Genomic DNA, 16,220 nt, shown 5'->3' on the forward strand with positions numbered 1-16,220 from the left:
CTGCTATCAGTTTTTCAAACTGGCCTGTACGGTGGCGACGCCATCCTTGCCATCGAAACTGCTGACCCCGGCCAACCAGCGCTGAAGATCCTCCGGATGATCTCGCAGCCATTTCCTGGCCACATCCTGCGGGGTCTGGCGCTCCATGATAGGCACCATCAACTGGCTTTCCTGAGCAGCGGTGAAGGTCAGGTTTTCCAGCAGGCGGTTCACATTCGGGCAGCGCTCGGCATAGTCCGGCGACGTCACGGTGGATACGGTCGCCGCGCCTTCGTTGGGCCCGTATACGTCTTCGCTGCCGGTCAGGTAGGTGATGTTCATGTTGATGTTCATCGGATGCGGCGTCCAGCCAACGAATACCACGAACTCCTTACGATTAACCGCCCGCTGAACGGCCGCCAGCATGCCCGCCTCACCAGACTCGATCAGTTTGAAGTCCTTGAGGCCGAAATGATTGGTCTCGATCATGGTTTTGATCGTGGTGTTGGCGCCACTGCCCGGCTCGATCCCGTAGATTTTGCCGCCGAGCTTGTCTTTGAAGTTGGCAATGTCGGCGAAGGTTTTCAACCCGGCCTCGGCGACATAGTCGGGCACTGCGAGCGTCGCCTGGGCATCGGCCAGGCTCGGCTTGGCCAAGACCCGGACCTGCTTGGCCTCAAGGAAGGGAGCAATATTCTTGTCCATCGCCGGTTTCCAGTAACCGAGGAATATGTCGAGGCGCTTGTCACGGATGCCGGCGAAGATGATCTGCTGGACGGCGCTGGTCTGTTTGCTTTCGTAACCCAGGCCGTTGAGCAGCACATCGGCCATGCCGCTGGTGGCAATCACGTCGGTCCAGTTGACCACGCCCATGCGCACCGTCTTGCACGAGGCGTCATCACTGGCCAGCGCACTGGTACTCAGAAGAGCGGTACCGCAAAGGATGGAGAAACAGCGGGTAAACAGAGCTTTGATGCTTGTCATAAGGGCGTTCTCGTGCGGCAGCGGATTGTTATGGGCTCGGTGTCTTTGTGCACCGTGCGCAGAACATTACGCAGCAGACGAAAGGTAAAAGCGACCTGTGGCGACCGAGATTTGCACGGTGGCGACTGTTTGAGGTGACCTGACACACCGCCATCGCGGGCAAGCCCGCTCCTACAGGGTGGGCCGGTGTTGAAACACAAATTGTGTAAACACCGTAAATCACTGTAGGAGCTGGCTTGCCAGCGATGGGGCCGACACATTCACCCTCAAAGGTGCCTGACACACCGCCATCGCGGGCAAGCCCGCTCCTACAGGGTGGGCCGGTGTTGGAACACAAATTGTGTAAACACCGTAAATCACTGTGGGAGCTGGCTTGCCAGCGATGGGGCCGTCACTTTCACCCAAAGGTGTCAGGCCTTGTAGTGTGCTTGCCCCCAGGCCAGCAATCCTTGCAACAACTCCTTGAGCACCACCTGGGTCGGCGCCGCCAGGTCCGGACGGTAGCGGAACGGTTCGAACTCTTCCATGTAGGTGCTCTGCCCCAGTTCCAGTTGCACCGCGTGGATGTTGTCCGCCGGGTTGCCGTAATGCCGGGTGATGTGGCCACCCTTGAACCGACCATTGAGCACATGGGTGTAGTCGCTGTGCCGTGCGCAGATGCCTTCCAGTTGCGTGGCCAACTGCGGATCGCAACTGGCGCCGTTGAAGGTGCCGAGGTTGAAGTCCGGCAGCTTGCCGTCGAACAGGTGCGGGATGATCGTGCGGATCGAGTGCGCATCGAACAACAATGCATAACCGAATTCAGCCTTGAGTCGTGCCAGTTCGTTCTGCAAAGTTGTGTGATACGGCGTCCAAACCTGTTCCAGGTAGGTCGATCGCTCGGCCGCCGTTGGCTCCTTGCCCTCCAGGAACAATGGAATGCCATCAAACAGGGTCGAGGGATACAGCCCAGTCGTTGCGCCGGCATACAACGGTTTGTCGTCCGATGGGCGGTTCAGGTCGATCACAAACCGAGAATATTCTGCGGCCAGGGTGCTGGCACCCAGCTCGTGAGCAAAGTCATACAGCGTCGGGATATGCCAGTCGGTGTCCGGCAGGCTTCTCGCGTCCGCGATCAGCCCGGCTTCCACTGCCGGGGTCAGGCGCACGCCGGCGTGAGGCATGCTGATCAGCAACGGCACGCTGCCTTGTTTGAAGTTCAGAACTTTATCCACGAATGCTCTCCTGGAAGTGTGTTTCAACGCCGTGACGCACGACGCGTTTTTCCAGCTCACCGCCCAACCAGTACGACAGGTCGGCGGGACGATCGATTTGCCAGGCGACGAAATCTGCCACCTTGCCCACTTCCAGCGAGCCATGGGTCCGGGCCATGCCCAATGCGGTGGCCGCGTGAATGGTCGCACCGGCCAGGGCCTCTTCCGGAGTCATGCGAAAACAGGTGCAGGCCATGTTCAGCATCAGGCGCAGCGACAACGCCGGCGACGTGCCGGGGTTAAGATCGCTGGCGATGGCGATTTTCACTCCGTGTTTACGAAGCGCATCCATCGGTGGCAATTGGGTTTCACGCAGGAAGTAGAACGCGCCGGGCAGCAACACGGCGACGGTGCCGGAGGTCGCCATGGCGATGGCATCGTCTTCGGTCATGAATTCCAGGTGGTCGGCGGACAGAGCGTGGTAACGCGCCGCGAGCGTCGAACCGTGCAGCGATGACAATTGCTCGGCATGCAATTTCACTGGCAGGCCCAGTTGCTGCGCCGTGATAAATACCCGCTCGACTTGCGCCGGGGAAAACGCCAGGTATTCGCAAAAGGCATCCACCGCATCCACCAGTCCTTCAGCCGCCAGGGACGGAAGCATCTCGGTGCAGATGTGCTCGATGTAATCGTCGGCGCGATCCTTGTACTCCGGCGGCAAGGCGTGCGCCGCCAGACAGGTACTGCGCACGCTGATCGGCAGTTTTTCACCCAGGCGACGGGCAACTCGCAGCATCTTGCGTTCGCTGGCCAGGTCCAGGCCGTAGCCGGACTTGATCTCGATGCTGGTGACGCCGTCGCGTATCAGACTGTTCAGCCTTTTGGCGGCGCTGGCGAACAGCTCATCTTCACTGGCCGCACGCGTGGCGCGCACGGTGCTGGCGATGCCGCCACCGGCGGCGGCGATTTCCGCATAGCTGACGCCTTGCAGACGCTGCTCGAACTCACCGCTGCGGTTACCGCCGAACACCGTGTGGGTGTGGCAGTCGATCAGGCCCGGAGTAACCCAGGCCCCGTTCAAATCGTTGACCGCCGGGTACTCGCCGGACGGCAGTTCGGCGCGTGGGCCGATCCACTCAATAAGCGCACCGGACGTCACGATGGCCGCGTCCTCGATGATCGAGTAGACGCCCTGCGCCATGGTTGCGACGTGGCAGTGTTGCCAGAGCGTTTTCATCTCTAATCTCCAGAGTATTCAAAATCGAATCGCTGGCAAGCCAGCTCCTACAGGTGTTGCGCTATTCCTTGTGGGAGCGGGCTTGCCCGCGATGGGGCCCTCAGAGGCTTGGCAACAACCTGCCCGGCGCCAGCTCGGTCAGGCACCGCGAAGCCAGCAGTTCGGTCGCTGCATTGATGTCCGGCGCGAAGAAGCGGTCCTTCTCGTAGAACGGCACTTCGTTGCGCAGGATGGCGCGGGCTTTCTCCAGTTTAGGGGAAGTCTTCAGACCGTTGCGCAGGTCCAGGCCCTGAGCCGCCGCTAGCCATTCAACAGCGAGAATGCCACGGGTGTTTTCAGCCATTTCCCACAAACGCTTGCCTGCAGCTGGGGCCATGGACACGTGATCTTCCTGGTTGGCCGAGGTCGGCAGGCTGTCCACCGAATGCGGATGGGACAGTGCCTTGTTTTCACTGGCCAGCGCGGCCGCCGTCACTTGGGCGATCATGAAGCCGGAGTTCACGCCGCCATTGGCCACCAGGAACGGCGGCAGTTGAGACATGTGCTTGTCCATCATCAGCGAGATACGGCGCTCACTCAGCGAACCGATTTCAGCGATGGCCAGGGCCATGTTGTCGGCAGCCATGGCGACGGGTTCGGCGTGGAAGTTACCGCCGGAAATCACATCGCCTTCAGCGGCAAACACCAACGGGTTATCGGAGACTGCGTTGGCTTCGACGGCCAGCACTTCGGCGGCCTGACGGAACTGAGTCAGGCAGGCGCCCATGACCTGTGGCTGGCAGCGCAGGGAATACGGGTCTTGCACCTTCTCGCAGTTCTCGTGGGAATCGGAGACTTCGCTGCGATCGCCCAGCAAATCGCGGTAGGCGGCAGCGGCGTCGATCTGGCCTTTCTGGCCACGGGCGGCGTGGATGCGTGCATCGAATGGCGAGCGCGAACCCAGTACCGCTTCAACGGTCAGCGCGCCCAGGGACAAGGCACCGGCGAACAGGTCTTCACCTTCGAACAAGCCGCGCAGGGCAAACGCGGTGGAAACCTGCGTACCGTTGAGCAAAGCCAGGCCTTCTTTCGCTGCCAGGGTCAGCGGGGTCAGGCCAGCGATTTTCAGCGCCTCGGTGGCTTCCATCCATTCGCCCTTGTAGCGCGCCTTGCCTTCGCCCAACAGCACCAGCGACATGTGCGCCAAGGGTGCCAGGTCGCCGGAAGCCCCTACCGAGCCCTTCAACGGAATGTGCGGGTAGACTTCGGCGTTGACCAGGGCGATGAGCGCGTCGATGACCACACGGCGAATCCCGGAGAAACCACGGCTCAGGCTATTGACCTTCAACACCATGATCAGACGCACCAGCGCGTCGCTGATGGGCTCGCCGACGCCGGCGGCGTGGGACAACACCAGCGAGCGTTGCAGGTTTTCCAGGTCTTCGCTCGCGATGCGAGTCGAAGCCAGCAGGCCGAAACCGGTATTGATGCCGTAGGCGGTACGGTTCTCGGCGAGGATCTGTTCCACGCAGGCAACGCTGGCTTCGATCTGGGCCGAGGCACTGCTGTCGAGGGTCAGTTGGACCGGTTGTTGATAGACATCACGCAGTTGGGCCAGGCTCAGTTGGCCGGGAATCAGGTTGAGCGCAGTCATTTCATGCTCCTTTTGAGAGTTTTTTATTAACTCACCAGACGCTCCGGAGATATCCGTTGTCCGTCGCGTCTCGCCTTTTGGGGAGCCGCGCCTTGGCACGCTGGTGTCGGGAAATCAGTGCAAATTCGGTAACGTATTGCGCAACAATGCCGGGTCTTTCAGTACCTCGGCTGCCGCCGCGATATCTGGCGCCAGCCAGCGATCCTGGTCATAGGCTGGGACCCGTTCACGCAGCAGATGCCAGGCAGCGTCGGTGCCAGCGCCGAAGCGTTGTTCTTTGAGGAACTCGAAGGCCTGGGCCGCCAGCAGGTACTCGATGGCAAGAATCTGCGTGCAGTTTTCCAGCGTCCGATGCAGCTTCAGCGCAGCGTTTGTGCCCATGCTCAGGTGATCTTCCTGCAGGCCCGAGGTGACGTAGTTGTCGAGTACCGCCGGTTGCGCCAGTTGACGGTTTTCCGCACACAGGGATGCGGCGACGTATTGCACGATCATCATCCCGGAGTTCACCCCCGGATTCGCCACCAGGAACGCTGGCAGTCCGCTGACGTGCGGGTTGATCAGGCGGTCGAGTCGACGCTCGGCGATGGAGCCGATTTCTGCCAGGGCGATGGCCAGCAAGTCAGCGGCCATGGCCACTGACTGACCGTGCGGATTGGCCTGGGACATGATGCGGAAATTGTCCGGCGTCCCCAGCAGCAAGGGGTTGTCGGTGCAGCCGTTGAGTTCGGTTTCGATCTGGGCAACGGCGTGTGCCAGTTGATCCCGGGCAGCGCCGTGAACCTGAGGGATGGAGCGAATGCTCAACGCATCCTGGGTGCGGATGCCTTTGCTCGACGCGATCACTTCACTGCCTTCGAGCAGCCCGCGCAGGTTCGTGCCGACCTGTTGCATGCCTGGATGCGGCTTGAGCGCGATGATCTCGGCATCGAACGCAGCGATCTGTCCGCGCTGGGCTTCAAAGCTCATGGCGCTGATGACATCGGCCCATTGCAACAAACGCGTGGCATCGGCAAGCGCCAGGCAACTGAGACCGGTCATGCACGGCGTGCCGTTGACCAGGCACAATCCATCCTTGGCGCCCAGTTGCACCGGCTGCAAGCCCTCTTCGGCCAGCGCCTGCTGTGCAGAGACGACTCGCCCCCGGTAGCTGACATTGCCAACGCCCAGCAACGCGATGCCAATGTGCGCCATGTGGGTCAGGTAACCCACCGAGCCCTGGGACGGCACTTGTGGAGTGATGCCGCGATTGAGCAACGCCAGCAGGGCCTCGACCACGCGGCGATGGATGCCGGACTTGCCCTGGCTGTAATTGCGGATGGCGGCGCACAGGATCGCACGGGTCTGCTCGTCGGCCAGCGGCGCACCGACGCCACAGGCGTGACTGAGCAAGGTGTTGCGCGACAACTGGCTGAGTTGCTCGTCTTCAAGCGACACGTTGCACAACGCGCCCAGGCCGGTGTTGACGCCATAGGCACGCTCGCCGCTGGCGACGATGCGCTGGACGATAGCCTGGGCGTTTTCGATGCGTGCCCAGGCCTGCGGTGACAGCTCAAGCTGCGCGCCATGGCGGGCTACCGCGACCACATCCTGCCAACGCAACGGGGCATCGGCGATTACGATTTTTTCAGCCTGGGACATCTTTTACCTCTAGCCAATATTGATGCAGCTTTACCGGCCTCATCGCGGGCAAGCCCGCTCCCACAGGTTTATCGGTGTTCACACAACCCCTGTGGGAGCGGGCTTGCCCGCGATAGGGCCGGCACAAGCACCGCAAGTTTCTCAAACCACCGCCGCCCGCCGCTGCACGAATCGGTCGACATACTCATCCGCTGGCGAATGCAGAATCTCGCGCGGCGTACCGACCTGGATCAGGCGTCCGTCCTTGAGGATCGCGATGCGGTTGCCGATGCGCACAGCCTCATCAAGGTCGTGAGTGATGAAAACGATGGTCTTGTGCAGGGTCTTTTGCAGCTCCAGCAATTGGTCCTGCATCTCGGCGCGGATCAGTGGATCGAGGGCGCTGAAGGCTTCGTCCATCAGGATGATGTCAGTGTCGGCCGCCAGGGCACGGGCCAGGCCAACACGTTGACGCATGCCGCCAGAGAGCTGGTGCGGAAATTTGTTTTCGTAGCCTTTGAGGCCCACGGTGTTGATCCAGTGCAGCGCACGCTCCGAGCACATCTGCTTGCTCTCGCCACGCACTTTCAGGCCGTAGGCGACGTTCTCCATCACGGTCTTGTGCGGCAGCAGGCCGAAGCTCTGGAACACCATGCTGATCTTGCGCCGGCGAAATTCGCGCAGGGCTTCCATGTCGTACTGCAGGATGTCTTCGCCATCCACCAGAATCGCGCCACTGGTAGGGTCGATCAGACGATTGAAATGGCGCACGAGTGTCGACTTTCCGGAACCCGACAGGCCCATGATCACGAAGATCTCGCCGCTGCCGATGCTCAGCGACAGGTCATTCACGCCGACCACACAACCGGTTTCGGCCAGCACCTGGTCCTTGGTCTTGCCTTGGCCGATAAGGCCCAGCGCATCCTTGGCGCGGTTGCCGAAAATCTTGAAGACGTTTTTGACTTCGATCTTGCTTACGCTTGCATTGTTCATTTGCTCACCTCATGCCGCGCACGACCATACGCCTGCGTAATGCGGTCGATCACCACGGCCAGAATCACGATCGCCAGACCCGCTTCCAGGCCACGGCCGACGTTGAGGGTCTGGATGCCCACCAGCACGTCTTCACCCAAACCACGTGCACCGATCATCGAGGCGATCACGACCATCGACAGCGCCATCATGGTCGTCTGGTTGATCCCGGCCATGATGCTCGGCAGGGCCAGCGGCAGTTGCACGCCGAACAGTTGTTGCCAGCGGTTGGCACCGAAGGCGTTGATCGCCTCCATCACTTCTCCGTCGACCTGGCGGATACCCAGATCAGTCAGTCGGATCAACGGTGGAGCGGCATAGATCACCGTGGCGAAAATCGCCGGCACCTTGCCCAGGCCGAACAGCATCAATACCGGGATCAGGTACACGAAGCTTGGCATGGTCTGCATGATGTCCAGCAGCGGCATCAGCACCGAACGCAGGCGATTGCTGCGCGCCGATAGAATCCCCAGGGGCACGCCGATCAGCACCGAAATGATCGTCGCCACCAGCATCAGCGCCAGGGTTTGCATCAGCTTGTCCCAGAGCCCGACCGCGCCCACCAGGAACAACAGGCCGACGATGACCGCAGTGGTCACCACTTTACGGGTCGCATGCCAGGCCACACCCGCGACGATGGCCAACATCAGCCACCAGGGCGCCGCACGCAGCAGCCCTTCAAGATTGACGATGGCCCACAACAGGGTGTCGGAGATGTGCCGGAACACGTCGCCATAGTTGGTGACCAGCGAATCGACCCAACCGTTGACCCAGTCGGCGATGGAAAAGGTAAAGCTTTCGGGAAACATAAGAGACTCTCAATCAAGGGGTTGCGATCAAGCGTCCGGCTGCCGTTGCCAGCAGCCGGAGAAGCTCGACCTACAAAGCCGCATCGATTTTCTTGGCAGCGTCTTCGCTGACCCACTGATGCCAGACTTCAGGATGTTCCTTGAGGAAGATTTTCGCCAGTTTTGGCGACTCGATACGTTCCTTCGCCATGCGGCCCAGGTTCTGGTTCAGCAGGTCGATCGGCAGGTTGACCTTTTCCAGCACGGCCACCAGCTCCGGCGCCTCGTCGTGGAAGGTCTTGGACAGGCCGACCTTGATGGTCACGGTCTTGTCTACGCCTGGTTTTTCTTCGAGTTTGACTACGTCGACCTGGCCCATGAGCGGAGTCGGCGACCAGTAGTAGAACAGGATCGGCTCGCCACGCTTGTAGCTCGACAGTACGGCTGCATCCAGCGCCGGGCCGGTGCCAGGGCGGAAGTTGGTGTAGGTGCTTTCCAGGCCGTAGCTTTTCAGCATTTCGCTGTTGTCCAGCTCGCAGGTCCAACCGGCCGGACAGTTGTAAAAACGCCCCTTGGTCGGCTCTTCGGCATCTTTGAACACCGCCGAGTACTTGGACAGGTCAGCGATGTTTTTCAGGTCTGGTGCCTTGGGTTCCAGTTTGCGTTTGGCATCACCTTCGATCACATAGCGAGGCACGTACCAACCCTCGACCGCTCCCAGGATCGGGCCGCCGACACCCACCACCTTGCCGGCCTTTTCGGCCTTGTTCCAGACCTCGCTGCGACCGACCCATTCTTCGGCAAACACTTGGATGTCGTTGCTGCTCAGGGCGTTTTCCATGGTGATGGAGTTGCCCGGCAGGCTGTCAGTCTTGCAGCCGTAGCCTTTTTCCAGCACCACTTGCAGGACGTCGGTCAGCAGCATGCCGCTTTCCCAGTTCAGTCCTGCGAATTTCACAGGCTTGCCTGACTCGCACCAACCGGCTGCCTGGGTGGCGCCTGCACTGGCCAACAGGCCCATGGAAAGCAATGTGGTCAGCAGGGTCTTGTTCGATTTCATTGTTGTGACGCTCCTAATCATGAATTGGCTTACGGCAGTCAAGAGGCATCCAGCCCTGTCCACGTCCAATCAGGCCTGCGCCGCAGCGCGACCATTCCCGCTTGTTTTTGGTTGTACGACGCTGTCCTGCTCGACCGGCAGAATCAGTTGATCAGGTACCGAACCGTGCCATTTTTTTGCGCATACGTAGTAAAGCGCAGCAGGCAGCACCAGGCCGATAATCCAGGAAATATCCACGTCACCCAGCGCCGCTACCAGCGGACCGGTGTAGAACTTGGTGGAGATGAACGGTAACTGCACCAGTACGCCGAACACGTAGATGCTGATGCCCAGCATGTTCCAGCGGCCGTAACGACCATTGGGATCAGCCAGCGCCGGTACGTCATAGCGCTCGCGGGTGATGCAGTAGTAGTCCACCAGGTTGATTGCGCTCCATGGCGTGAAGAACGCCAGCAGGAACAGGATGAAGGACTTGAACGCCCCCAGGAACGAGTGCTGACCGAGCAATGCGATCAGGGTTGCCGCACCGACAATTACCAGGACAAAAACCAAACGCTGCAAGCGGGTCACTTCCAGGCGGCCGCGGAAGCCGCTGATGATGGTCGCAATGCACATGAAGCTGCCGTACGAGTTAAGCGTGGAAATGGTGACCTTGCCGAACGCAATGCTGAAGTACAGCAGCGCAGCGGTCGCACCACTGCCGGCGAAACCCACGATGTAGGCCACTTCATGCCCGGCGTATTGGCCATTGGCGGAGGCGGCGGCAAACACACCGAGAATCATCGCCACTTGTGCGCCGATCACCGAACCTGCGCCGGCGGCGAAGAAGGTTTTCACCGAAGACGTATTGCTCGGCAGGTATCGCGAGTAGTCAGCCACATAGGGACCAAAGGCGATCTGCCAGGAGGCCGCGAGCGACACCGCCAGCAGGAAACTGCTCCAGCTGAAATGGCGAATCTGCAACAGCGCGCCCACATCCGTCTGGGTCATCAGGCGGCTGAACAGGTAAACGAAGGCAATCACGCCAATGATGCTGGCGACGCGGCCAATAAAATGGATCACCCGATAGCCAAGCACCGTCACCAGCACGATGACACTGGCGAAGATGAGAATACCGAGGGTGTCGCTGACCCCGAACAACTGACCCAGCGCCTGGCCGGACAGCACTGTGCCCGTCGCGGTGAAGCCCAGGTACATCAGGCAAACCAGGACAATCGGGATAGCCGCGCCATAAACACCGAACTGCACCCGGCTGGAGATCATCTGCGGCAGGCCCAACTTGGGCCCTTGCGCCGCGTGCAACGCCATCACCCCGCCGCCGAGCAACTGACCGATAAACAAGCCGATCAACGACCAGAACACATCACCGCCCAGCACCACGGCCAGGGCCCCGGTGACAATCGCGGTGATCTGCAGATTGGCCCCCATCCACAAGGTGAACTGGCTGAAGAGACGACCGTGTCTTTCCGCTTCCGGGATGTAGTCAATCGAGCGTTTCTCGATCAACGGTTTGTTGCCTGCACGTGCGTCTTTGACAGCCATGATTCAACCTCTGTGGATTGTTATGGGAGTTGGCTTTCGCCCCCCTGTAGGAGCGAGCTTGCTCGCGATGACGGTAGATCAGTCACATTCATGCTGGATGTGCCGACGCTCTCGCGAGCAAGCTCGCTCCTACAGGGAAGCGGTGTTGCGTTTACTTGCCGGTAATCATCGGCAGGTTCAGCCCTTGTTCCTTGGCGCAGTCGATGGCGATCTGGTAACCGGCATCGGCATGACGCATGACGCCGGTCGCTGGGTCGTTGTGCAAGACGCGAGCGATACGCTCGGCCGCTTCGTCAGTCCCGTCGCAGACAATCACCATGCCCGAATGCTGGGAGAAGCCCATGCCGACGCCGCCGCCGTGGTGCAGGGAAACCCAGGTCGCGCCGCTCGCGGTGTTGAGCAGGGCGTTGAGCAGTGGCCAGTCGGACACGGCATCGGAACCGTCCTGCATCGACTCGGTTTCGCGGTTCGGGCTCGCCACCGAACCGGAGTCCAGATGGTCACGACCGATGACGATAGGCGCCGACAGCTCGCCGCTGCGTACCATTTCGTTGAATGCCAGGCCGAGCTTGGCGCGCAGGCCCAGGCCAACCCAGCAGATACGCGCCGGCAGACCCTGGAAGCTGATGCGCTCACGCGCCATGTCCAGCCAGTTGTGCAGGTGGGCGTCGTCCGGGATCAGTTCCTTGACCTTGGCGTCGGTTTTGTAGATGTCCTGTGGGTCGCCCGACAGAGCAGCCCAACGGAACGGACCGATACCGCGGCAGAACAGCGGACGGATGTAAGCAGGGACGAAACCTGGGAAGTCGAAAGCGTTTTCCACGCCTTCTTCCTGGGCCATCTGACGGATGTTGTTGCCGTAGTCGAAAGTCGGTACGCCCATTTTCTGGAAGTCCAGCATCGCCTTGACGTGTACGGCCATCGATTGCTTGGCGGCCTTGACCACGGCAGCTGGCTCGGTCTTGGCGCGAGCGCGGTATTCGTCCCAGGTCCAGCCGGCCGGCAGGTAGCCGTTGAGCGGGTCGTGGGCGCTGGTCTGGTCGGTGACCATGTCAGGACGCACGCCCCGACGTACCAGCTCCGGAAGGATTTCAGCGGCGTTCCCGCACAGGGCGATAGAGATCGCCTTGCCTTCGGCGGTGTACTTGGCAATGCGCGCCAGGGCGTCGTCGAGGTCTTTGGCTTGCTCGTCGACGTAGCGGGTTTTCAGGCGGAAATCGATGCTGATCTGCTGGCATTCGATGTTCAGCGAGCAGGCACCGGCCAAGGTCGCGGCCAGCGGCTGGGCGCCGCCCATGCCGCCCAGGCCAGCGGTCAGGACCCACTTGCCGGTCAGGTCGTCGTTGTAGTGCTGGCGACCGGCTTCGACGAAGGTTTCGTAGGTGCCCTGAACGATGCCCTGGCTGCCAATGTAGATCCAGCTCCCGGCGGTCATCTGGCCGTACATGGCCAGGCCTTTGGCGTCGAGTTCGTTGAAGTGCTCCCAAGTCGCCCAGTGGGGCACCAGGTTGGAATTGGCGATCAATACGCGTGGGGCGTTGCTGTGGGTCTTGAACACGCCGACCGGCTTGCCGGATTGCACCAGCAGGGTCTCGTCGTCATTCAGGTTGGTCAGGCTCTCGACTATCTTGTCGTAGCATTCCCAGTTACGTGCTGCCCGGCCAATACCACCGTACACCACCAATTCTTTAGGGTTCTCGGCCACTTGCGGGTCGAGGTTGTTCATCAGCATGCGCAGCGGCGCTTCGGTCAGCCAGCTCTTGGCGGTCAGCTTGTTGCCGCGCGGGGCACGGATTTCAACGTCACGGTGCTTAGTAGAAGAGGCGGTGGTAGTTTTGTTGTCAGTCACGAAAAAGACTCCTCAGCGATCAATCCAAACCAACCCTGGCAGTGGGTAAGCCAGCCTGTGCGCATCGTTGCGCCACAGGCGAATCAGGTGGACGTTGCGAGGAGTCTCATTGGACTCATACGCATACGTCTTTACTTGTACATACAAGCATATGCAATCAAGCGGCCAACTTGTTGAATGGGCATTCGAGAAAAATTCGGAAAAAGCTGGAGAGCGCCTGGATCAAGGGGTCTGGCGTAGATGAAATTTTCCGGGGGGAATTTTTGCAGGAGGTGGGGTTTGTTACGGGAGCGGGGTTTTGCGCTGTGATGGGGCGTTCGGTAACAAAGTGGTGCGCAACAGGAAACGGTCTTGCTTCACTGTAGGAGCGAGCATGCTCGCGATGGTCGTCAACGATGACGCTGGCTACCTGAGACCCCGCGGTGCCTGCGACTCCATCGCGAGCATGCTCGCTCCTACAGGGGGGATGTGGTTTTAGCGTGCGGTCAGTTCGATAACGCAGCAGGCACCCTGGCTCGAGATTTCCAGCAAATCGCTGTTACCGTCCAGTTGCAGGCAATCATGTCGCGCCAGTTGCGAAACCGTGTTACCGACCTTCACCTCGAGCACTTCGCTGACACTGAACACCAGCACGGTGCCGGCTTCGCTGAAAAACCGCTGCTCCCCGTCCAGCCACTGCAACCGCGCGCGGTAACGCTTTGGTGCATAGATCAGGTTGAAATCGCGGATCGCTCCACCCAGCAAGGTGCAGGAAACATGACTCTCACCACTGAAGGCGAACGGATCGATCGGTAACAGTGACCGCGTGTCCTGGCCATCCACCGACAAGACCATACCGTCGCCCTGCAACACGGTGATGATGCGCTCGTAACCGGCAAACATGGAAAACCCACCCGACTCGCTAATGTCGGCTATGGAGAGGCGCCAGCCAAAACCATCCAGTCCAGTGCCGGCGTCGCGGGTAATTTCTTCAGTGCTGCCACCGCCGTTTTTCCACGGCATGCGCGGGTAATCCGTGGCGCGTAGAACCTTGAGCTGATTCATTTGTGAAACCGACCTTCGAGACGATGACGGGAACCGGGGTGGATCAAACGGGCTGCGGTCACGGGCTGACGACCGGACCAGGTGCGACGACGAATCAACAGGCACGGCTCGCCCTTTTCGATCTGCAACAACTTGCACTCCGATGCCTCGGCCAGGATCGCTTCGACCACGTGCTCGCCTTCGGTCAGCGGCGCAACCTGGCTGAGGTAGGCATAAGGCGTTTGCAGGGTGAAATCCTGCTTCAGGTATTCCGGGGCCACCAGCGCGTTGACGAAACGGTCTTCGATTTGTACCGGAATATCATTTTCGAAATGCACGATCAGCGAATGAAAGACCTTCTGCCCCTCGCGCATGTCCAGGGCCACGGCGCGCTCGGACCCGGCCGCCTCTTCTTCCAGGGTGATGACCGTGCAAGTGTGGCGATGGCCACGGGAGGCGATTTCGTCAGCGATGTTGTGCACTTCAAAGAGGGCGGACTGGCTTTTCGGTTCGGCGACGAACGTGCCGACGCCTTGCATGCGCACCAGCAGGCCGTCGGCGGTCATCTCGCGCAATGCCCGGTTGATGGTCATGCGGCTGAAGCCAAGTTGGCTGACCAGCTCACTTTCCGACGGAACGCGATAGTGAGGCGGCCAGGCACCGCTGTCGATTTGCTGGGTAATCATCTGTTTGACGCGAGCGTACAAAGGCGCCGGACTGTCGCCCATGTTCGCGGCCAACGGAGAGACTGGAGGCGGAGTCGGCACGGTTGATCCCTGTTCATTTGATATAGGTTGCTAGCTTGCCGGAGTTTACCGGGCAGGCAAACGTCTGTATATGTATATACAAATAACACACGATGGGGTGATGAACCATGTCCGCCTTCTTTGCCGAACGCGCGCTGCTGCCTAGTGGATGGGCCAACAATGTACGTCTTGAGGTCAGCGCCGACGGCGTGCTGACCCAAATCCAGGCCGATTCCAATGCAGATGGCGCCGAAAGGCTGAGCGGCCCGCTGTTACCGGGCATGCCCAACCTGCATTCCCACGCCTTTCAGCGGGCGATGGCCGGGCTGGCGGAAGTGGCGGGTAATCCGAATGACAGCTTCTGGACCTGGCGCGACCTGATGTATCGCCTCGTCGGAAAAATCAGCCCCGAACAACTTGGCGTGATTGCCCGTCAGCTGTACATCGAAATGCTCAAGGCCGGCTACACCTCGGTCGCCGAATTTCATTACGTGCACCATGACATCGATGGCCATCCCTATGCGGACCCGGCCGAACTGGCGCTGCGCATCAGCCAGGCCGCCAGCGCCGCGGGCATCGGCCTGACTCTGCTGCCCGTGCTCTACAGCCATTCAGGTTTCGGTGGCCAGGCGCCCAACGATGGCCAACGACGCTTTATCAACAGCACCGAAAACTACCTGAACCTGCAATCGCGACTGCAACCTCTTCTGGCCCAACAGAAGGCCCAGTCGCTGGGCCTGTGCTTCCACTCGCTGCGCGCCGTGACCCCACAGCAAATCAGCGAAGTGCTGGCCGCCAGCGACCAGCGATGCCCGGTGCACATTCACATCGCCGAGCAGCAGAAGGAAGTCGATGACTGCCTGAACTGGAGCGGCCGTCGCCCCCTGCAATGGCTGTATGAGAACGTCGAGGTCGATCAGCGCTGGTGCCTGGTTCACGCCACCCACGCCAACCCGGAAGAGGTCTCGCTGATGGCCCGCAGTCGCGCCATCGCCGGCCTGTGCCTGACCACTGAAGCCAACCTTGGCGACGGGATTTTCCCGGCGGTGGATTTCCTCGCCCAGGGCGGGCGCATGGGCATTGGTTCCGACAGCCACGTGTCGTTGAGCGTGGTGGAAGAATTACGCTGGCTGGAATATGGCCAGCGTCTGCGCGATCAGCGGCGTAACCGCTTGTATGGCGCGGATCAGCCGATGGTCGGTCGCACGCTCTACGACGCGGCGCTGGAAGGCGGTGCCCAGGCGTTGGGGCAACCGATTGGCGCCCTGGAAGTGGGAAAGCGTGCGGATTGGCTGGTGCTGGACGGCAACGATCCGTACCTGGCGACAGCAAGCGGCGACGGGATTCTCAATCGCTGGCTATTCGCCGGCGGCGACCGACAGGTACGCGATGTGCTGGTCAATGGCCAGTGGGTCGTGCGCGAGGGACGGCATGCGGGGGAAGAGGAAAGTAGTCGGGCGTTTGCCCAAGTTTTGCGTGAACTACTCAGCTGACAAAAAAACTACGCCTGTAGGAGCGAGCATGCTCGCTCCTACAG

13 protein-coding genes are annotated in these 16,220 nt (G+C 60.6%); 1 reads left to right on the plus strand and 12 read right to left on the minus strand.

Annotated features, from left to right (window positions below; all coding sequences use genetic code 11):
* Positions 1-6 precede the first annotated feature (6 nt).
* From AB4O36_RS24455 to hutC, 12 genes are all read right to left on the minus strand, one after another.
* Positions 7-954, minus strand: a complete 948-nt coding sequence (locus AB4O36_RS24455; RefSeq protein ID WP_460142172.1) for a choline ABC transporter substrate-binding protein — start codon at positions 952-954, stop codon at positions 7-9.
* 419 nt (positions 955-1,373) lie between these two features.
* Positions 1,374-2,177 carry an N-formylglutamate deformylase gene (hutG, locus tag AB4O36_RS24460; protein WP_460118879.1) on the minus strand — a complete coding sequence of 268 codons (804 nt, stop codon included), beginning with the start codon at positions 2,175-2,177 and terminating at the stop codon, positions 1,374-1,376.
* A complete protein-coding gene (gene hutI / locus AB4O36_RS24465; protein WP_460118881.1) occupies positions 2,170-3,393 on the minus strand; it encodes an imidazolonepropionase in 1,224 nt (407 codons plus the stop codon). The genes hutG and hutI overlap by 8 nt, the downstream gene beginning before the upstream one ends.
* A 100-nt stretch (positions 3,394-3,493) precedes the next feature.
* Positions 3,494-5,026 (minus strand): histidine ammonia-lyase, encoded by a 1,533-nt coding sequence (gene hutH / locus AB4O36_RS24470; RefSeq protein WP_460140457.1) that lies wholly within the window; start codon positions 5,024-5,026, stop codon positions 3,494-3,496.
* Positions 5,027-5,140: 114 nt separating this feature from the next.
* The gene (gene hutH / locus AB4O36_RS24475) at positions 5,141-6,664 is read right to left on the minus strand and encodes a histidine ammonia-lyase (RefSeq protein WP_460118885.1); all 1,524 of its coding nucleotides are present in this window, start codon (positions 6,662-6,664) and stop codon (positions 5,141-5,143) included.
* A 141-nt stretch (positions 6,665-6,805) separates the two neighbouring features.
* Positions 6,806-7,636: a quaternary amine ABC transporter ATP-binding protein gene (locus AB4O36_RS24480; protein ID WP_460118887.1), complete on the minus strand. Its 831-nt coding sequence runs from the start codon at positions 7,634-7,636 to the stop codon at positions 6,806-6,808.
* Positions 7,633-8,484 carry an ABC transporter permease gene (locus AB4O36_RS24485; protein WP_368556598.1) on the minus strand — a complete coding sequence of 284 codons (852 nt, stop codon included), beginning with the start codon at positions 8,482-8,484 and terminating at the stop codon, positions 7,633-7,635. Before AB4O36_RS24485 ends, AB4O36_RS24480 begins: the two co-directional genes overlap by 4 nt.
* Positions 8,485-8,554: 70 nt before the next feature.
* Complete coding sequence (locus tag AB4O36_RS24490) at positions 8,555-9,523, minus strand: ABC transporter substrate-binding protein (protein WP_460140458.1); 969 nt, start codon at positions 9,521-9,523, stop codon at positions 8,555-8,557.
* Between the two features lie 69 nt (positions 9,524-9,592).
* Positions 9,593-11,065: a purine-cytosine permease family protein gene (locus tag AB4O36_RS24495; protein ID WP_460140459.1), complete on the minus strand. Its 1,473-nt coding sequence runs from the start codon at positions 11,063-11,065 to the stop codon at positions 9,593-9,595.
* A gap of 151 nt (positions 11,066-11,216) precedes the next feature.
* A complete protein-coding gene (gene hutU / locus AB4O36_RS24500) occupies positions 11,217-12,914 on the minus strand; it encodes a urocanate hydratase (protein ID WP_460140460.1) in 1,698 nt (565 codons plus the stop codon).
* A 474-nt stretch (positions 12,915-13,388) separates the two neighbouring features.
* Positions 13,389-13,958 (minus strand): HutD/Ves family protein, encoded by a 570-nt coding sequence (locus tag AB4O36_RS24505; protein ID WP_460118896.1) that lies wholly within the window; start codon positions 13,956-13,958, stop codon positions 13,389-13,391.
* Entirely contained in the window at positions 13,955-14,665 is a 711-nt protein-coding gene (gene hutC / locus AB4O36_RS24510) for a histidine utilization repressor (RefSeq protein WP_460126849.1), read from the minus strand. Before hutC ends, AB4O36_RS24505 begins: the two co-directional genes overlap by 4 nt.
* A gap of 146 nt (positions 14,666-14,811) precedes the next feature.
* On the opposite strand from hutC, the gene AB4O36_RS24515 reads away from it, so the two are divergent.
* Positions 14,812-16,176, plus strand: coding sequence for a formimidoylglutamate deiminase (locus AB4O36_RS24515; protein WP_460140461.1), 1,365 nt, complete (start codon positions 14,812-14,814; stop codon positions 16,174-16,176).
* Positions 16,177-16,220: the final 44 nt, after the last annotated feature.

The sequence above is a fragment of the Pseudomonas sp. S2_E01 genome (assembly GCF_054668365.1).